Source organism: Spirosoma gilvum (assembly GCF_054776815.1).
This window is the reverse complement of record NZ_BAAHBH010000001.1, coordinates 766,742-786,182: the sequence shown is the minus strand read 5'-3', so window position 1 is coordinate 786,182 and position 19,441 is coordinate 766,742. Positions and strand designations below refer to the sequence as shown.

The 19,441-nt window shown below is 48.3% G+C and carries 18 protein-coding genes; 7 read left to right on the top strand and 11 right to left on the bottom strand.

Annotated features, from left to right (window positions below):
* Positions 1 to 2 precede the first annotated feature (2 nt).
* Positions 3 to 290, bottom strand: coding sequence for a hypothetical protein (locus ACYVFD_RS03170; RefSeq protein ID WP_461088301.1), 288 nt, complete (start codon positions 288 to 290; stop codon positions 3 to 5).
* Positions 291 to 317: 27 nt separating this feature from the next.
* Positions 318 to 476 (bottom strand): hypothetical protein, encoded by a 159-nt coding sequence (locus ACYVFD_RS03165; RefSeq protein ID WP_461088300.1) that lies wholly within the window; start codon positions 474 to 476, stop codon positions 318 to 320.
* A gap of 568 nt (positions 477 to 1,044) precedes the next feature.
* Here ACYVFD_RS03165 and ACYVFD_RS03160 point away from each other — a divergent pair.
* On the top strand, positions 1,045 to 1,236 hold the full coding sequence (locus ACYVFD_RS03160; RefSeq protein ID WP_020598062.1) for a cold-shock protein: 192 nt from the start codon (positions 1,045 to 1,047) through the stop codon (positions 1,234 to 1,236).
* Between the two features lie 172 nt (positions 1,237 to 1,408).
* On the opposite strand, the gene ACYVFD_RS03155 is transcribed toward ACYVFD_RS03160, so the two are convergent.
* The 8 genes from ACYVFD_RS03155 to ACYVFD_RS03120 form a co-directional block, all read right to left on the bottom strand.
* Entirely contained in the window at positions 1,409 to 2,290 is an 882-nt protein-coding gene (locus ACYVFD_RS03155) for a transglutaminase family protein (protein ID WP_461088299.1), read from the bottom strand.
* Positions 2,291 to 2,317: 27 nt separating this feature from the next.
* The gene (locus ACYVFD_RS03150) at positions 2,318 to 3,220 is read right to left on the bottom strand and encodes an SAM-dependent methyltransferase (protein WP_461088298.1); all 903 of its coding nucleotides are present in this window, start codon (positions 3,218 to 3,220) and stop codon (positions 2,318 to 2,320) included.
* 55 nt (positions 3,221 to 3,275) lie between these two features.
* Entirely contained in the window at positions 3,276 to 4,358 is a 1,083-nt protein-coding gene (locus ACYVFD_RS03145) for a fatty acid desaturase family protein (protein ID WP_461088610.1), read from the bottom strand.
* An 820-nt stretch (positions 4,359 to 5,178) separates the two neighbouring features.
* Positions 5,179 to 6,072 (bottom strand): sugar phosphate isomerase/epimerase family protein, encoded by an 894-nt coding sequence (locus ACYVFD_RS03140; RefSeq protein WP_461088297.1) that lies wholly within the window; start codon positions 6,070 to 6,072, stop codon positions 5,179 to 5,181.
* Positions 6,073 to 6,211: 139 nt separating this feature from the next.
* Positions 6,212 to 6,937, bottom strand: a complete 726-nt coding sequence (locus ACYVFD_RS03135) for a DUF72 domain-containing protein (RefSeq protein WP_461088296.1) — start codon at positions 6,935 to 6,937, stop codon at positions 6,212 to 6,214.
* A gap of 57 nt (positions 6,938 to 6,994) precedes the next feature.
* Positions 6,995 to 8,317 carry a PQQ-dependent sugar dehydrogenase gene (locus tag ACYVFD_RS03130; protein WP_461088295.1) on the bottom strand — a complete coding sequence of 441 codons (1,323 nt, stop codon included), beginning with the start codon at positions 8,315 to 8,317 and terminating at the stop codon, positions 6,995 to 6,997.
* 178 nt (positions 8,318 to 8,495) lie between these two features.
* Positions 8,496 to 10,208 carry a GMC oxidoreductase gene (locus ACYVFD_RS03125; RefSeq protein WP_461088294.1) on the bottom strand — a complete coding sequence of 571 codons (1,713 nt, stop codon included), beginning with the start codon at positions 10,206 to 10,208 and terminating at the stop codon, positions 8,496 to 8,498.
* Between the two features lie 99 nt (positions 10,209 to 10,307).
* On the bottom strand, positions 10,308 to 10,805 hold the full coding sequence (locus ACYVFD_RS03120) for a gluconate 2-dehydrogenase subunit 3 family protein (RefSeq protein ID WP_461088609.1): 498 nt from the start codon (positions 10,803 to 10,805) through the stop codon (positions 10,308 to 10,310).
* A 304-nt stretch (positions 10,806 to 11,109) separates the two neighbouring features.
* Between ACYVFD_RS03120 and ACYVFD_RS03115 the strand changes: the two genes are divergently transcribed.
* The 4 genes from ACYVFD_RS03115 (at position 11,110) to ACYVFD_RS03100 (ending at position 15,681) form a co-directional block, all read left to right on the top strand.
* Positions 11,110 to 12,579: a S41 family peptidase gene (locus tag ACYVFD_RS03115; protein ID WP_461088293.1), complete on the top strand. Its 1,470-nt coding sequence runs from the start codon at positions 11,110 to 11,112 to the stop codon at positions 12,577 to 12,579.
* 350 nt (positions 12,580 to 12,929) lie between these two features.
* A complete protein-coding gene (locus tag ACYVFD_RS03110) occupies positions 12,930 to 13,997 on the top strand; it encodes a Kelch repeat-containing protein (protein ID WP_461088292.1) in 1,068 nt (355 codons plus the stop codon).
* Positions 13,997 to 14,362 carry a DUF4907 domain-containing protein gene (locus ACYVFD_RS03105; protein ID WP_461088291.1) on the top strand — a complete coding sequence of 122 codons (366 nt, stop codon included), beginning with the start codon at positions 13,997 to 13,999 and terminating at the stop codon, positions 14,360 to 14,362. Before ACYVFD_RS03110 ends, ACYVFD_RS03105 begins: the two co-directional genes overlap by 1 nt.
* A gap of 11 nt (positions 14,363 to 14,373) precedes the next feature.
* On the top strand, positions 14,374 to 15,681 hold the full coding sequence (locus tag ACYVFD_RS03100) for a DUF4270 family protein (protein WP_461088290.1): 1,308 nt from the start codon (positions 14,374 to 14,376) through the stop codon (positions 15,679 to 15,681).
* A 67-nt stretch (positions 15,682 to 15,748) separates the two neighbouring features.
* Here ACYVFD_RS03100 and ACYVFD_RS03095 read toward each other — a convergent pair whose 3' ends face one another.
* Entirely contained in the window at positions 15,749 to 18,229 is a 2,481-nt protein-coding gene (locus ACYVFD_RS03095) for a glycoside hydrolase family 95 protein (protein WP_461088289.1), read from the bottom strand.
* Positions 18,230 to 18,604: 375 nt separating this feature from the next.
* On the opposite strand from ACYVFD_RS03095, the gene ACYVFD_RS03090 reads away from it, so the two are divergent.
* Both ACYVFD_RS03090 and ACYVFD_RS03085 read left to right on the top strand, forming a co-directional pair.
* Entirely contained in the window at positions 18,605 to 18,850 is a 246-nt protein-coding gene (locus tag ACYVFD_RS03090; RefSeq protein WP_461088288.1) for a hypothetical protein, read from the top strand.
* Between the two features lie 110 nt (positions 18,851 to 18,960).
* Positions 18,961 to 19,374, top strand: coding sequence for a hypothetical protein (locus tag ACYVFD_RS03085; RefSeq protein WP_461088287.1), 414 nt, complete (start codon positions 18,961 to 18,963; stop codon positions 19,372 to 19,374).
* Positions 19,375 to 19,441 lie beyond the last annotated feature (67 nt).

Below are 19,441 nucleotides of genomic sequence, written 5' to 3'. Positions count from 1 at the left end.
GTTTAAACTTCGGATGGCTGATACGGATAAACTTCGTATACCATTGCGGATGTAGTTCCGTCGGAGAACTGAAGCGTTTTCAGCAAACGAAGAATTCCCTGATTATAATCCGTCGGCGTCTGATTGAAAGCTACATAAAACTGACGGTATGTTAACTCGGTTTCACCACCCGATTTGACCTGTAGGCTCACCTCGTAGCCATCCATTTCAATAGCGCCTAGTTGAGATCCTTTGGGCAGAGCGACTTCATTGAAACCGGCAAACAGGGTAATCGTAAGATCCGTAAACATGAGTAGGCTTTCGTTAGCAACGAGCGGTCAAAGACCAAACTGGGGAATCAAGTCCTGCCGTTTAGCAGCCTGATCCGCTGTCAAATACAAGACTGTACGTGGCATATCCCGTACTAAATAAGGCTTTTTACTGGCTTCAATCAGTTGATGAGCGGCTAGCTGACGTTCTTTTGACGTTAATTTCATGCGTTCTTTACTAGTAAAGACAATTAATTTTTCGAGGGTATAATCACAAGCACCGGGCGAAGCCGGTATACGTCAGGAGCTAACGAAGCGGTTGACCTACAGGTACTAAACGGACCATTGAAAAAATAGACCCACCTGCGTTGTGGAAGGGATAACAGTTGGGATAGTAAAAAGGAAGGCTTATCTCTGTGGCAAAATGGGTGCGAGTTGTAGCCCATCCGATTTGCTCACCTAAACCAGCGTTGGCCGACTTAAAAAGCAACGGGTTGCTCTGTATAAGCCTGATGAAATTTGCCCAGATCAGATGCGGGGCAGTAAGGAGATGATTAATCCAATTGGTAACCAGGTAGTCAATCATGAGCATGGCATTTGACCGCCGGTTAGCACACACGCAACAACGTAGTAAACCTTTAACGCGTTATCACCTAAAAAGATTACAATTTCTCCTACTATTTAATGAAATTTATAAATAAGGTCAAAAAATACGACTATTTCCAAAATACTTTGAAAATCAATAGGATAGTTCAGTTAATACTTGTAAATTTACGTAATCTTAATAATTAGAAGAATGCAAATAGGAACCGTTAAATTTTTTAATGAACTCAAAGGATTTGGGTTTATCAGTCCTCAAGACAATCAAGCCGATATCTTCGTTCATGCCTCCGGCCTGATTGATCAAATCCGGGAAAATGACCAGGTGAAATTCAATGTCATCGATGGTAAGAAGGGCGTAAACGCTGTGGATGTAGAAGTAATTTAAGTTGCTTTACTATATAGTCAAGACCTGTTAAAACATGCCCAATGGCATGTTTTTTCATTTTACTCCATGCTGAAAATTTGTCTGACGTATCTTTCCTTCAGCCTAACGGCTGGATAAACTGGGGAGACCAATTAGCAACCCATCACAGGTACCCGTCATAGCTCCGTGATAGCTACGTCAAACGAGTTAATTTACTGGTGAAGGTAAGCTCCGTTTCAGATGAGCCCGTTGTTCCCGTCACGGGGGCTGCCTCAGCCGGATCGGGTGCACAGGCTAATGGAATATGACCTTCCGTAGCCAGCATGCCTGAGGTTGGGTCAAGTCCAATCCAGCCTGCGCCCGGCAGATACACCTCCGCCCAGGCATGTAAGTCCAGTGAATTCACCACATCGTTGGAACTATCATCTTTTGAGGGATCGGGTGTCGCTACCTGGGCCAGATACCCCGAAACAAAACGGGCTGCCAACCCTACCGATCGTAACAACTGCACCAGTAGCCAGGCTGAATCCCGGCACGAACCCATTGCCCGGCGGAGCGTTACGTCTGCTGGTTGCACGCCTGTCTGCATACGAACCTGGTAAGTAATGGCCTGGTTAACCTGCTGGTTTAGACCAATCAGAAAATCGAGGGAGTTCTGCCTGGGATGCTGTTTAAGTTGATGGATCCACTGAGTCAGATAGTGCCCCTGTTCAGTAACTTCCAGATAAGGTGTCAACGCTTTCTTGAGCGGGGCCTCATAATCAAACGGAAAGGAACTGGCGTAAACATCAATAAAAAAATCGAAGGGGTTAATGGACTCCAGATTCGCAATCAACTGAATACGAATCGTCATAGAGGTCACAGAACCCGAAAAATCGACTCGTGTAACAAAATTGCTAAAAGGGTCCTGCATCTCATGCACTACGTGATTGGCAGGTTCAATAGTCAACTGGTACGATTCAATCACAGTCCGGCTATGAGCAGCCGGTTTGAGCCGTATCAGTTGGGGCGACAAAAAGGCCGGTCGGTTATACTGGTACAGAGTTTGGTGAATAAGCTCGACACGGATGGCCATATGGATAGATAGAGTAAGGACAATACGTTAAATTTTTTCAAATACCATCCGGTAATGCTCCATCGTTTCCTGCTCAAAACACACCCGGTTGGGGCTAACCCGAAACACGGCGATCAGATTTCGGAAGGCTTTATTGGTCAACAACTTGGGAAGTAGGGACGCATAGAGTCCATATTTTTGCAGGTTAAACGCGCGAAAGCGCTTTCGCCACTGGCCAATGGTTTCAATATAATCCAGCCGACCGCTACTTTTCGAGATGAGTTTGAAATGAGGTTGCGCGTTGCGGACAACCTGCTCGTGTCCGTATGGAAGCCAGGACCCCGGAAACTGAGCGATCATCAAGGCCAGCGCATAGGAGGGCGAATTGGTAGGTGCATCCAGACTGATTTCTTCGAAGGGAATCATGTTCTTGCCAAAAACCATGGTCTGTATGTAAGCCCTGCCCCCAACGGGTAGTAAGTCGTTCAGTTTGGCAAAGAAATCAGCGTAAACCGCGTCCTGCTGACCCGCCTGATACTGCTCTACCGAACAGAAATGCTCCATAGCCCCTACGCTGCTGATGGCGTCGAATGTACCGTAATCGGCGGGTGTAATCTGGCGACAATCTTTAATGTCGACCATCAGGCCGTTTGCCCGACAGGCTGCGGCCTGCCCCTGCGAAAGCGTTACACCTTGGCCAATGGCTCCCCGGTCTTTTACAAATTGAAGAAAGGGGCCCCAACCGCAACCCAGATCCAGTACCCGCGAACCAGCACCCACCCGCAAACTATCGGCAATGAACTCATGTTTCTGGCGTTGGGCCTGCTCCAGCGTCAGTGAGAAATCGCCGTTGTACATGGCTCCGCTGTAATCGCCGGTTTGGCCCATGCTCAAACGAAATATTTTATCAATCGTGGTGTAGGTGAAATCAAGGTCTTGTTGAGAAGCCATAAGCCGAGTTGTTAAAAAGGAGAATACAATACGTTATGAATTGCAGCAAGTTGCTCTAGGCAGGTCGACCCAAGGTTTGTAACAGGCGAAAATGGGAATAGAGTGCCGAGCCGAAGCTGCGATTCTCCAGATAGGGTAACCCAAATTCATGCGCCGTACTTCTGACAATAGCCGTAATAGCCGGATAATGAATGTGGCACACCTTAGGAAATAAATGGTGTTCAATCTGGCGGTTTAAGCCGCCACAGATAAAGGCCGCCAGGGCTGAGCGGGGGGCAAAGTTGGCCGTCGTGCATAACTGGTGCATCGCCCAGGACTCCTGTAGGTTACCTTTTTCGTCTGGCACAGGGAACGTAGTACCTTCTACAGTATGGGCTAATTGAAAAACAAGTCCTAATACCAGCCCCTCAGCCAGGTGCATGACCAGAAACCCGATTACTATCTGCCACCAGGCTAAACTGAGCGCAGCAAACGGCAGCACCAGAAAGAAAACATAATACAGTACCTTGGTCACGAATAGCTTAACGTATTCGCGTCGAGGATGCGAGGTGGTATCGTGTTGTCCAATCCGGCTCTTAAAGAACTTGACATAATCCTTTCGCAACACCCACGATAGCGACGCCAGAGCGTATAGCGGAAAGGTGTACCACTGCTGATAGCGATGCCAGGGCCGGAGCGGCTCCTGAGGATCTAGTCTGACCAGTCCCGGTGCTACTTCAATGTCTTCATCATGACCAGGAATGTTGGTAAATGTATGGTGAACAATGTTGTGGGTAATTTTCCAGACATAGGGATTAGCTCCCAGCAGGTAAAAACTCCCACCTAACAATTTATTTACCCATGGACGAGCCGAAAAAGCACCGTGCAATGCATCATGGGAAACGTTAAAGCCAATACAGGCGGCAAACACGCCGAGTAAAACGGCTAGTACCAGCATGGTCCCCACACCAAACTGATTGGACAGAATCAGCCCGTAGAGCAGGGCGTAACCCACCAGAAAAAACAGCGTCTTAGCCCACATGGCCCCGTTGGCGTGGGGCGAAAGGGCGTGTTCGATGAAATACGCATCGACCCGCCCACGAACGGTAGTAAAAAATGTAGACCGGTTCGTATTGGTAAATTTAAGTTTGGCAGGCATAAAAAGCAGTTTAGAGATAAGTAGACCGATCTGTTGAATCTGCCTCAGCAGTTGTAAGGGAGAACGGCCTTTTTCAGTAATTGTGATTCCACGCATAATGCCAGTCGCCAGCGTAGTATAGAATCGCCATTGGCGCAGCTGATCAACAAGGCTTACGGATTAAAGTAGATTAGGTTCAACGCGCCATTGGAATCACTCCTCATTATAGTCTGAAGGCGTTCGCTGAACCAGGTCAGTTGGCAACGAGGTATCAAACGGATTAACCAATCGTTTATTTACCACTAGTTTACAGGCAGGGCACCAAAGTGAGGCCGATTAACGGAAGAATCAGGGATAAATGTCCTTTAAAAATACGCAATAAGAATGATGAGAAAAGAAGACGTAATTTGTTGAATGAGACTGAAAACGTAATGGGAGTAAATGCCGAACAGGCTAAAAGAAGGGCGTCTAAACTGTAAGTAGAGCTTTACTAATACTTACAAAACAACCAGAAAAGTAGCGAGCGAGGAAGATCCACGTTCTAAGTGAATCCATGTTCTACTAGTAACTGGCTAATGGATCAGTTTGTTCATTACCAGCCAAATTTAAATAATAAAAAAAGTCGGTAAAAACGAGGATCGTGAACCGCGGTTTCACCGACTACGTACGGAAAAAGCGACAGGCCGCATATGTTGCGTACCTGGCTAAACTTGAAATCAGGCGCTTCGTCCCTCCCGGAGGGTAAGTTAGCCAGGGTGCATTTTTAAAAGAGCCTGACTAACTCGCATTCGATCCAATCTAAGATCTATGAATACGCTGTCTGCCCATATCACCTTTGCTATTACATCGTTTTCAGCTTGTCGATATTCCGGTAGCTGATGGCGATAGATTCGAGCGGAGGCAGTTTGCAAACGTCCTGCTCAACGAAGTAATGCGTCAGTCCCGCCGTTTTCTTCTCATCGAAAATACGCTGGAAGTTGATAGACCCCGTACCCACGGGTGCAAACGCCCGTTCGGCTGTTTTTTCCATGTCTTTCACGTGCCAGAGTGGGAACCGCCCAGGGTGTTTTTTGAACAATGCTACCGGGTCCTGATTGGCAAACGTTGCCCAGTATAAATCGAGTTCGAGTTTGACCAGTTTAGGATCAGTGCCACTTAGGAGGATGTCGTACGGCAGTTTTCCGTCCATTTCCTTAAACTCAAAATCATGGTTGTGGTAGCAGAACTGCATTCCTGCGGCTTTAACTACCTCTGCCGACTTATTGAACAGATCGGCAAATTGCTTATAGTCGTCCAGTTTTGTGCGTTCGTTGGGGAACAGGTATGCGCAAACCATGTATTGCTGACCCAACGTAGCTGCATCATCAACGGCACGTTTCCAGTCGTTGGTCAGCGTGCCCTTAACGGTGGGCATTGTTTTGCCGGTCGTATAATGTCCGCTTGGCACGGCCAGACCGAGGTTTTTCAGAAGAGCCGAAAACTCCTTCGGGGTTTTGCCGAAGAACTTTCCATCAGCATAGCCAAATAGTTCAACTTCTTTGTAGCCAATTTCGGCCACCTTTTTAAGTGTACCCTCCGGGTCCTTTGCCATCAAATCGCGCAAGGTGTACAACTGCAAACCGACTTTCTTGGGCGACATCGCCAGGGCATCCAGATTAGGCAGGAAAGCTGCCGAGGTTGCCAACGCACCAAGTTTAATAAATTGCCGACGGGTAATGTTTGACGAATGGTTCATGACTAAATAAGTCGGTTAATGAATTGTAGCAGGCTACTTACCTGCTCCCCTAGTGGCTAAAGAATCAGGTAGTCTGGGTTTACTGCTCTCCCCTAATCAATATCCAGCTATTGGACTCATTAACGGTCGATTAGTAAAATCAATACATGATTTTTTTGAGTGTTTCTGCATTCCTGACGGCATTTCCACCCCCATCGTTGTTAAAATACACAAAGATTTCCTTACCCATCCGCTCCCATTCATGTAGTCGGTCGGCCCACCAATGCAGGTCAGTATCGGAATAGGAACCACCGTATAAGTACTGTGTATCAGGGCCATGCATACGTACATACACAAATGGAGCCGTCGCCCGCAGGATACAGGGCAGGTGCGCTCCGCTCATAATGCAGTAAGCGACCTGGTGGTGCTCCAGAAGCTGAAAAATAGATTCCTGCTGCCAGCTTGGGTGTCGAAATTCTACGGCAACCCGCATCCAATTGGGAATTTGCTCCAGAAAATAGGCCAGCCGATCATAATCACAGGCATGGTTTGGTGAAAGCTGGACCAGCAATATGGCCCGTTTTTCGCCCAATTCGTGCCAGCAGGCTTTTATCCGATCCAGCCAGACTTCGGGCGCATACAATTTTTTGGCATGGGTAAGGCCACGTGGTGCTTTTACAGTTAGCAGAAAGCCATCGGGCAAACGTTGTCGCCAACCAGCAAAGGTGGCCTGCTTTGGCCAGCGATAGAAACTGCTATTCAACTCAACAGTCTGAAACCGCTGAACATAATACTCAAGTCTGCGATGAACAGGCGTTGCCGGTGGGTATAAAACGCCCTGCCAGTGGTCATAGCTCCATCCTGAGGTACCAATATGAATGCCCATAAAAACGGGTAAAGTTTTGAAAACTTTACCCGTTTGAACGCTGGATCTAGCAAACTGTTATTTCTTTTTCGAAGCAACCGGCTTCCGGGCCGATGATGATGCCTGATAACTGATTTTAAAAAGGGTTCCATGCAGGTCGTCTGTCACATAAAGTGAGCCATCGGGGCCTTGCGCCAGACCACAGGGACGATGCTGAACGGGGCCGGTCGGTTTTTCCAGATCGATACCCGCAAAGTTGTCGGCAAAGATTTCCCAGGGACCCGATGGCTTACCATTTTTGAACGGCACGAAACCAACCATATAACCTTTGTGAATCGGCTGCGACTGGCTATGAAAGGCAATAAAAGCCCCATTCCGATATCGCTCGGGGAAAGCCTTGCCCGTATAAAACAACAGTCCGTTCGGGCCGAGGTGCGCCGGAAAGGCCATTACTGGATTGATTGCTTTCTCACCACCGGTTTTCTTGCCATCACCACCGTATTCGGGAGCCAGGATTTTCTTTTTCTGAACCGGATCGTAATAGATGTACGGCCAGCCCGCATCATCACCCTGATGGAGTTCAAACATGGTTTCGGCCGGCAGTTCCATACTCATCTGTGGCGTGTAATATTGCGGGTAAAAATCATCGAACTTACCCCGGCCATGCTGCATCACAAATAGGGTATTGGTTTTGGTGTTCCAGTCTAGTCCAACTACATTTTTCAGTCCGGTCGCGTACCGGATGCCATCGCCGTACGATTGATTCTGCGCATCGACTTTGAACCGCCAGATACCAGCCGCCGAATCCAGAATAGAACACGGGCTTATGCCTTTGCCCGTTCCGGCTTCGCGGCAGGCATCATTATAGGAAGCCACGTTGACATACACATAATTCTGATTATCGACAACGATGGATTTCGACTGATCCCGATCCCGTAGAACTAATCCCGACACTAACTTTTCGGGCTGATCGGGGTTGACGACTTCCTCGTTGGCGTCGAGTTTATACCGAAAAATGCTGTTGTTCGATGAGGTGTACAAGTAGCCATTTTTTAGAAAGATGCCCGTGCCAGGGTAATCACCAAACCCCATCCGATCATCGATCAGGCCATCTTTGTCGGTATCTCGTAGCCGGTAAATTCCCTTTCCATCCTTCAATTTCGAAAGCTTCACATAAATATCCCCATTTTTGGTAATGGCAATGTGTCGGGTTGGGCCCAGGTCTTCGGCCACGATGGTTCCGGTAAATCCTGACGGCAATTTCAAGGCAAGCGGAGCGTCACTTTTCTTTTCCGTATGGGATACAGGTTTGGTAGGTTTAGCGGGGGTCGGTTTACTGGTACCATCTGTAGCCAGCAAGGTCGCCAGTAGACACAAAATGCCGAAAAAAGGTTTATTCATGGTTTTCGAAAAATAAGACTGACAAGGTTGAGATGTATTTGTAGTCTTGCCTAAAAGCGGTTTTTTCCCTGAAAATACTGAACCCGCCCAGAATGGTCTGCCCATAAAAGAAGCCGTGTTAAGGTTCCTGACCCTAACACGGCTTCTGCTAAAATACTACGCCTAATTGATAGCAGGTTTACACCAACCCTTTCTTTATCCCCTTCACGGCATAATCGGCCGCACGGGCGGTCAACGCCATATAGGTCAGCGACGGGTTCTGGGTGGACGTCGAGGTCATACAGGCCCCATCCGTCACAAACACATTTTTACAGTGGTGTACCTGATTCCAGTTGTTCAGAATAGATGTTTTCGGATCTTTCCCCATCCGGGCACCGCCCATTTCGTGAATGTCGAGACCAGGGCTGCGGTGGTCGTCACGAACGCGAATGTTTTTGAAACCCGCTTCCGTAAACATTTCCGTCAGTTGCTCCTGATAATCCTTCACCATTTTATCGTCGTTGTCGTCGTAAACGATGGAAATTTTCAATTGCGGAATACCATACGGATCTTTTAATGTCGGATCAAGCGCTACATAATTGGTTTCTTTCGGAATGGTTTCACCCATCATGTGCGAACCTACGTACCAGCCACCTAGTTTTGGATTGAGCAGATTTTCTTTCAGATCGGCTCCTACCCCACTCTGATCCGTTCGGGAACTACGACCTGCCGAGAAACCAGCCGCATACCCGCGCAAAAAGTTCGTTTCCTGCTTCTGAACATTCCGGAAACGGGGAATATATGGACCATTGGGTCGACGGCCATCGGTAGTCGAATCCAGATTACCGTCGTATTCGGCCGAAATCCCAGCCCGGTAATTATGAAACGCAACGTATTTTCCCAGAACGCCACTATCGTTGCCCAATCCATTTGGGAAACGGTGCGAGGTTGAGTTCAACAGCACCAGGTTGGAGTTCAGGGCAGCCGCATTGAGGAAAATAATCCGGGCATAAAACTCATGCATCTGTTTCGTCTGCGTATCCACTACCCGAACGCCCGTTGCCCGACCTTTGGCTTCGTCGTAAATAATCGAGTGTACCGTCGAATGCGGACGCAAGGTCATTTTACCTGTTTTGGCCGCCCAGGGAATCGTACTGGCATTGCTGCTGAAATACCCGCCAAATGGACATCCCCGCTCACAGATGGTACGATGCTGGCACTGCGCCCGACCCTGCTGAAAATGAATAGGTTGTGGCTGAGTAATGTGAGCGGCCCGACCCATAATGACATGTCGGTCCTTATACCGGGCAGCGATTTTTTGCTGAAAATGTTTTTCGACGCAGTTCCACTCATGGGGAGGTAAGAACTCGCCATCGGGCAAGGTAGCCAGGCCATCTTTATTACCCGTAATACCCGCAAATCTTTCGACATAACTATACCAGGGGGCAATATCGGCATAACGAATCGGCCAGTCAACGGCAAACCCGTCGCGGGCAGGGCCCTGAAAATCGAAATCACTCCAGCGTTGGGTCTGGCGTGCCCAGAGGAGCGATTTACCCCCTACCTGATAGCCACGAATCCAGTCGAAGGGCTTTTCCTGCACGTACGGATGTTCGGCATCTTTCACAAAAAACTGCTCGGTTCCTTCGTAAAAGGCGTAGCATTTACTGACAATTGGGTTGGCCTCCCGAATATCCCGTTTGAGCTGATTCCGGTGCTCAAACTCCCAGGGCTGCATGTTGGTAGTTGGGTAATCGGTTACGTGCCGCACATCGCGGCCCCGTTCGAGCACCAGCGTACGCAATCCTTTAGAGGTTAGTTCTTTCGCTGCCCAGCCCCCACTGATCCCCGAGCCAATCACAATGGCATCGTATGTGTTCTGCGCCTGTGCGTCAATATTGAAATAAGACATGGTTTATAGGAGTGAGGAGCGAGGAGTTAGGAGTGAGAATGCTGGCGCATCAAGATAGAGTATGCGCCAGCATTCTCACTCCTAACTCCTCGCTCCTAATTACTTTTTAGATACAGGAACACAGCCGTAGTAGTGGCCGGGTATGAACTGATAATGGGTCAGCTTGGTCATTACGTACTCCGATGTCATGTAGCCACGGATGGTCAGGCCTTTCACGAGGCCGTAAAAATCTTTCTGGGCCGAATCTTCCGATTTCGACAGTTGTGTCATCAGGCCCGTACGCTGCCCGACATCACCCTGACTGAATGATTTTCCGAATGACGTTTGTGCCCATCCGTCGAGCGAGTCAAGGCCGTTTTTGAACCGGTCCTGTGCCGTTTTATCGTAACAATCGGCAACCATTTTCTGAACAAACTGATGTACACTCAGGGCTTTGGCACCTGGTGTATCCGAAGCCGGAATAATGGTTTCGACCATCTCGGCCAGCAATTCGGTTTGTCCGGAAGAGATAAACTGTTGGGATGAACGGATCGATTCGGAGGTCCAGCCATTCGCCCAGGCAGGCAGGCTGATCAATCCCCCAACGGCTCCCGCCATCGTTTTTAATGCATTACGTCTTTCCACAGGTTTTGTTTACGCTACTTGTTAAGTGGTCTTACCAATTCATGTAAAGATACAACGTAAAGGCAACTACTGTATGCGACTGCTTTGTAACGCGGGTGGGAACCCGCGATTTTTAGGCTGATAGCGCGGGTTCCCACCCGCGTTACAACAGCTTTATTAAACAACCATTAAATCTGAAACAAACGAACGAGGAGTGCAACATTTTTTGTTATAATAACGTAAGCCTTAGTAGATAAGCAGACCTGCTTATTCGACTTAATCTATAGAACAACAAGTTATGAATTACGTACAAAACGTAACAAAATACCTGCTCTCCATCCGTACTTATTCGTTTCGGTGGTTATTCGTAGCTGGATTTATTATAGCTGTATCCGCTTGTCAGCAAAAATCAGAGGACGTTACCCCCCAAACCTCGGCTTCGACCAGCGAGAATACAACAATCAACGACTGGATTTTGCAGAACATGCAGGAGGTCTATTATTGGAACGATAAGATTCCGGCCAACCCCGACAAAACACTTTCGCCAGACCTGTTTTTCGACTCACTCCTGAATAAATACGACGCCACCACCAACCCGACCGGCGACCGGTTTTCGTGGATTGAAGAAGATGCCAACACGCTAACAGCTGAATTGAGTGGCCAAACGACCACTACAGGCATGGAATACAACCTGTACCTGCGTGCGTCGGGCTCTACCGGTGTGATTGCTCAGGTGTTGTACGTACTACCCGGTTCGCCAGCCGCTCTTGCCGGCATCAAACGGGGCGATATTATCTCGAAAGTGAATGGCCAGTCGATCACCACGTCCAACTACTCGGATCTGCTGTTCTCTGGAAAAACGTATACGTTCGGCTTTGCTTCGGTAAGCGGTTCGTCGCTGGTCGATACCGATAAAACAATTAATGTAACGGCGACTACCTTCCAGGAAAATCCGGTCTTTATGGATTCGGTTTATACCGTTGGTAGTAAGAAAGTGGGCTATCTGGTTTATAATCAATTCGTCCCGAGCGCGAATGGCAGCGATGCCGGTGAATATGATGCCCAGGTGGACGCTATATTTAGCAAGTTCAAGACGCAGGGTGTTAACGAACTGGTACTTGATCTTCGCTACAATCCTGGTGGCTATACCTCATCATCAGCCAATCTGGCCAGTCTAATTGGCAAAGGTGTAAGCTCCAGCAAGTTGTATTTCCGCGAAGAATGGAATAGTTCGATTACCCCCGAGTTGCAGAAGGAATATGGCTCCAGTTTCTTTATCCAGAACTTCCTTAATAAATCGCAGAACATCGGCGCCAACCTGTCGCGGGTATTTGTACTCACCACCGACCATACGGCCTCAGCCAGCGAGCTTATCATCAACGGCCTGCGTCCTTACATGACCGTCACCACTATTGGCACAACGACGTATGGCAAAAATGTCGGTTCCATCACGATCACCGACGACAGCGGCAAAATCAAGTGGGGTATGCAGCCGATTGTGTTCAAATCGTACAACAGTGCCGGAACATCAGACTACTCGACCGGTTTTACGCCCAATGTTGAAGTGGAAGAACCAATCACGCTACTGCCACTGGGCGATACCAACGAAGTGATGCTGAAAGCAGCGCTAAGCCAGATTTCGGGTAGTACAGCTAATGGCCGTCAGGCAGCCAGCGAGCGAAATCCGTTACTTCAGGTTGGGTCATCAATTCAGCGGAAGGCCGGAGGAAAGTCGATGATTCGTCCGATCAAGAATTTGAATCTGTAATGCGGATGGTGTGACTACAGATCATGTAGACCACGACGGGTAGCTTAACATATTTTAACACGCCTTATTCCCAACGGCCAGAATACAAAGCGGGTCTTTGTGTCATGGCCGTTGGGCTTTTTTAATCCATTGTTAACCCAGCTACGTATAATTAAGAATTTTTATGAAAGAGACTCATTGGTTAGTAAACCCAGTTTACTGTAATTTTGCAGGAATTAATTGATACGCTTTATCTCCTGAATCAGTTAGTCAATTCGTTTGTTCAGGACAATCAGGCTGTCAATACCGTCGTTTTTAACGCAAATAGGTGTACCTTTACGTTTTCGTTCGTTTGATCACGCTCGTTTTTCATGATTCATTTACCATTTCGATTTCTTTCGGCTCAAAGCTCCCAGTCGGAATCTGTATCATCTGAGACCCCTTTCTCTACCCAAAAGAAGACCTCACGTGTCAACTGGATATTAGCCCTGATTTGTACAGGCTGGGCTGGAGCGCTCATCAGTTGCTCCACCTCGGATACTGTCTCCACCCTTGGTGACTGGACCGTAAAGTCCGAACTAGAAGGTGTAGCCCGCTACGGTGCTGCCAGTTTTGTTTCGGGCAATATTGCCTACATGGGCACTGGCTCAGATGCCAACAACAACCGCCTGAAAGACTTCTGGGCGTATGATCCTGCGCGGAATGCCTGGACGCAAAAAGCGGATTTCGGCGGAGCAGCTCGTAACGTTGGGGTCGGCTTTGCCGTAGGTACCAAAGGCTACATCGGCACGGGTATCAATGCAAATAGCGACCGTCTGAAAGACTTTTGGGAATACAACACAGCCACTAATACCTGGAAACAGGTAGCCGATTTCGGTGGTACCGCCCGTCAGGCAGCCGTTGCGTTTAGTATTGGCACCAAAGGTTATGTCGGCACCGGTTTCGACGGCAACTACCTGAAAGATATGTGGTCGTACGATCCTACCGCGAACGCCTGGACAAAAGTAGCCAGCTATGGTGGTTCTAAGCGTCTGGGAGCCGTTGCCTTTGTTATCAACAACAAAGCGTATGTAGGCACAGGTAACAACAACGCACTTAACCAGAAAGACTGGTATGAATACGATCCGGCACAGGATCTGTGGACGCAAAAAGCTGATTTCACGACCGATCAGTCGGCTATTGCCCGTAGCTATGCCATCGGATTCTCGATCAACGGCAAAGGTTATATTACGAACGGCGATGCGTCAACCAAGGATGTCTGGGAATATGACCCTACGGCGGATACATGGACTACACGTGGTGTCTTTGAAGGAACACCCCGTCAGTATGGTGTAGGGTTTGCCATCGGTGCTAAAGGATATGTTACGACAGGCCGGAGTGGTACCACGCCATTCGATGACCTGTGGGATTTTGATCCGACAGTAGCTCAGGTACAGTAATGCCAGACGTTACTCCCCATACGCAACCTAAACGGTCACGAGCCCGTCTGACTCAACAGGGTTTATTGCTGATACTGGTTAGTCTAGCCTGTTTGACAGTCTACCAATTTTATGGCCAGCATGAACCTGAATTTCGGGTTGAGGTGATTAAAACATCGGATGGGTGGGGATATAACATACTGAAGACGAACAAATTGGTTATACACCAGCCTACCATTCCAGGACAACCCGGAACGGTAGGCTTTACCAGCCAGGAACAGGCTCGTCGAGTTGGCGAATGGGTGGTTGAAAAAATTAAGCAGACGAAGGCATTGCCAACGCTGACGAATGAAGAGTTACGCCAGTTAGGCGTAAAAATTCCCTGAATTCTTTGAATATGCGTACTTTCTGGTACGCCGGTTTGCTGCTGCTGACCGGTATGGTGCTATTTGCTTGTCAGTCGGGCGATCTTCTCGTCGGCCAGTCGATCATCAATCCACAGGAATTGGTGATCCAGTCCGTCGATACGATGACGATTAAGACGTCTACGGTCATGCGGCCGGACTCATTCGTTACCTCTGGCGATGTTAATCTGCTGGTGGGACGCTGGTCCGATTCGCAAACCGGTACAATGACCGCCCGATGCTTCGCGGCCGTTAATTATGCGAACAATTCGTTTTCGACGCAAACGAATCTGCGACTCGACTCGCTGGTGCTCGAATTGAACTATGCATTTGTACAAGGCGACAGTTCCTCTCTATTCGATCTGAGTGTGCATAAGCTGAGCAAGGAATTGCTGATTCAAGCTTATTACAACACCAATTCGGTTGGGTATGATCCAACCCCCTATCTGCGGAGAAGTGTTCAGCCTCAGCCGAAGAGCCGTAACAAACAAATTCAATTTCGGATACCTGACGATCTGGCTCAGTCGTTTTTCGATAAGTTAAGTTCCGGGCAAATTACCGGTACAACAACTCTATCTGAATTTCTGCCTGGTTTTGCATTCAATTGTAACTCCACCGCCAATACGTTTGTCGGATTTACAGCGGCTACAAGTGGCTTACGGCTCTATTATCATACGACCGATTTAGATCGTACGTCATCGAGCCTTTTGTTTCCCTTCTCGTCCATTTATTTCACACAGTTAGTGAATGACCGGACAGGAACCGTATTAAGTGGGCTAAAAAATCGTTCCGATGCCATCAACAGCCGATCGACGAATAATACCAGTTTTGTTGTACCGGGTGCTCAACTGTATACCCGTATTGAATTTCCGTACCTCAACGACTTTATTCGCCCAGAGCAGTATGCCGATCTGAACAAAGCCATACTCGTGATTCGGCCTGTTCGGAGTAGCCTGAACGACAATGCTGCTCCACCAACCCAACTAGCGTTGTATTTCACTAATAACCAGAATGACATTCTATCGATTGCGGTTCCGGCGGGTATAGCAGGCACAACGTCGCCATTGACTACGTACACCTACGATCCAACGGCATTAATACTCGAAGATGCCTATAAGTTTGATCTGACCTACTACATTGGTCAGGTTATTAAACGAAAAGCATTGATTCAGCCACTTTTATTGGGTGCCCCTACCGGGTCATATACCCTGAAAGACTGGGTGCAACGCGTAACGATCGGCAACCAGCAAAACGCCAACGATAAACTCCAGTTGCAGTTGTTTATGACATCTGGATCATAAACAGGTTTCACTGTCATAGCAAACCCCTGTTTACATGCCATGTTAGCTGTAAACAGGGGTTTTTCAGTTATTGCCCTATTAGTTCGTACACCTTTCCTTTCTGGGTTGGAAACGTGGTCAAATAACCAATGGTTGCAGCCTTTGATTCGGTTTTTATGCCTTTGACCGTTATGGGCCGGGCTGTTCTGATAGTACAAAGTTTGCCATTGAGCGATTTAACGGTAGCCGTCGTCAACTGATGGGCCTTCCAACGAAAACTGATCTCAAACCCACCCCTTGCTTTTAAGCCTGAAACGGTCCCTTCTTTCCAGGCATCGGGCAAAGCAGCCAGTAGATGAATGTCTGACAAGTGGCTTTGAATAAGCATTTCGGCCATGCCAGCAGTGCCGCCAAAGTTTCCATCGATCTGGAAAGGCGGATGAGCGTCGAAGAAATTAGGATAAGTTCCCCCTCCTTCGCGTCCGCCATACCGGGTGCCTGTCTGGCTGGTAAAATTCAGCAGTTGACGCAAAAGCAGGTACGCATGATCACCATCGAGCAGGCGGGCCCAGAAGTTTATTTTCCAGGCACGGCTCCAGCCGGTTCCGGCATCCCCCCGGATTTCCAGCGTTTTTTTGGCCCCAGCCGCAAACTCGGGTGTAGTCGTCGGGGCAATCTGTCGGCCGGGATGTAACCCAAACAGGTGCGAGACATGCCGGTGTTGTGGGTCTACGTCCTCCCAGTCTTTGTTCCACTCCTGCAGATTGCCTTTGTGTCCGATGTGCAACGGGTAAAACTTCTTTTGCTTGTCGATAAGTAACTGGCGGAACTCAGGCTCAACATTGAGGGTGGCAGATGCATCGATCAGGTTGGTGAATAAATCCCATATGATCGACATGTCCATGGTAGTCGCTACCGAAATGGGTGAAGGATTCCCTTTCGCATCGATGAAATCATTCTCCGGCGACACCGACGGCGACACGATCAGGTGTCCATCTTTATCTTCAATAAGCCAGTCCAAGTAAAACTGAGCGGCCCTTTTCATGATCGGATAAGCCGTTTCTTTTAGGAAGGTTTTATCGCCCGTAAATCGGTAATGTTCCCACAAATGCTGGGAGAGCCAGCCTGCGCCCTGATTCCAGTTTGCCCATTTGGGATCACCCTGCCCTTTATCCCCTACCGGATTCGCAATTGCCCAGATATCGGTATTATGATGGGCTACCCAACCGTGCATGTTGTAAAACTCTTTGGCGGCTGCCGTGCCATTTTTAGCCAGTTCGCCAATAAAGCTCAGTAGTGGCCAGTGCAGTTCAGATAAGCCCGTTACCTCCACCGGCCAGTAGTTCATCTGGGTATTGATATTGATGGTATAGTTCGAACTCCAGGGAGCCCGCAACTCTTTATTCCAGATCCCCTGAAGGTTGGCAGGTACGCCCGGTACGCGCGAGGATGAGATCAGCAGGTAACGACCATATTGGCAGTACAACGTCTCCACACCCGGATCATAAGCACCAGTGCTGTAGGCCTGTAAGCGTTTATCGGAGGGCAAAGCGGTGTTTGCATTTTTAGCCGTACTGTCATTAAGCTGAAATGCAAACCGGTTAAAATACCCCTGATAATCGGCCATATGGCGACTTAACAGTGTTAGATAGGGTTTACCAGTCGCTTTTCGAATAATTTCTTCCGCCAGTTTAGCTTCATCCTTCCCGTCTTTGTCAGGGCATTTGTCGTAACCATTGAAGCTGGTTGTCGCTGTTATCAATAGCATCACCTCCGACGCATTTCGGACGTGAATTCCCGCTGTATCCGACTGTACAGTTCCACCCTGAACAACAGGCTTAATCCGCAATTGGTAACGCATTCCTTTACACCCCGTCACGTCTTCATATACTACAGGCTGGCGATCTTTCGGGTTGTAATAATTGGGTTCGACCTGAGCCGGTGCTTTCCCGCTCATGACCCATTCACCCACTGCGGATGGTTTGTTCTGAAATCGCAACTGGCTTCGGGTCGATACATCAAAACTAAGCTGACCGGGCTTACTGGCCGTTAGTCGAACCACCAGAACCTGATCGGGAGCCGAAGCAAAAATCTCCCGTTTGTATTCGATGCCCTTGGTCGTAAATCGTGTTGTTGCCAGCGCTTTTTGAATATCCAAATCCCGGTAATAGGCAGAAGGGGTTGCTCCTTTCAGGTCCTGTTTAAGCAACAGATCACCCAATGGCAGGTACGATTGGGTGTAGAGCCCCTGCATGTGTTTAACCAGCTCTACCGCTTGTTTGTACTCTTCTTTTTCCAACGCCTGACGAACTTGTGGTAGGTAAGCGGGAGATTCGGGATTGACCGGACCGCTTACCGGCCCTCCCGACCAAAGCGTGCTTTCGTTGAGTTGGATAAGCTCGTGGTCAGGTCTTCCAAAAATCATGGCCCCTACCCGTCCATTGCCCACGGGTAAGGCTTCGGTCCAGACCTCAGCGGGCTGATTGTACCATAGTTTCAGATTGGCTTGTGCAAACAGCGAGGTTGTACAGGAAACGGCAAATAGAAGCAAACAAAGTTTTTTCATCATTGGCATAATAGATCAGGCTAAAAAGCAGTAAGAGCATCTTTTATCACGGGTGGACTCAGTCATTTTCTGGAAAAGATTCTTTAAAAGTGTTAAAATCCCTCAATTGAGCAGATAGGGTCGCCACGAAAGCTTTCCGCTTCTCGTACTGAAAATAGTAGGCAAATCGGCCTAAATACTCGTCGGAGCGGTGTTTTTAGCTGACTAGCTTTCGATCACCTGTGGTCAAAGAATCAGTATTTACTCCGACGGACTGTTAAAAAAGGCTAAAAACAACTGAATTGAAGCCCTCTCCCTCAAACCTGCACAAGCGATTGATCGACCTGTACGTTACCTATTTAAACCGTGAGACAGCGGATAATCTGAATAGCTCAACCCATGCAACGTACACCCATCAACACCGCGACCGAAACCAACGCGCCTAGCTTACAGACCTTGTTATCCCAATCAGAGGATGGGTTCTATGGCAGCCTGCAACGAATCTGGAACCACGTCCTGCAACTGGAAGACATGGGCCTGATCCGACAGGAAAACGACAAGTTTGTATATGCCTATCGGTTTGCCGAAGCCGAACTTCAACGAGCCTATACAATACCATCAACTCCTATTCAATCCATTAAGTAGCTACTGTTTCAGGTTTCAAGTTTACTGTTTCAAGTTGGCTGACGAATCAGAGCTCCCTCGCCTTAGCCAACCTGAAACAACAAACTTGAAACCTGAAACATTTTTTGCGCATGAAAACCTACCAGAATGAATACGTACGGGTGGAGGTTGACTGTAGTGTACACCTGTTGCAACAGACCTGGTTTGGTGTACCTGACAGTGAGCACTTCCGCGATGGCTCCCTGGCAGCTCTGGCCTTAGCGAAACGGCACCAGGTAAAGCGGTGGCTGATCGATCTGCGGCAACTTCGGATGTTCAACCCAGTCGATTTACACTGGTTTATTGAGCATTGGTTACCGCAGGCCAGTTCAGGAGCTGGTTTAACCCGGCAGGCAAGAATTGCTATTGTACTCAACGACTCCAATCAATTTGGCAAACTAGGGTCCGATTTGATTTTAAGAGCTTCTGGCCGGTTGAATGACTCATTATCCAGCCGCTATTTTGTTGGTGATGAAGATACTCACCAATGGCTGCTGGACAACTAAGTATTTATGCCCAGTTTCTGCTCGATTTTATCAGTCAGTACGGAGCCTTTGCAACGGAGACTATTTT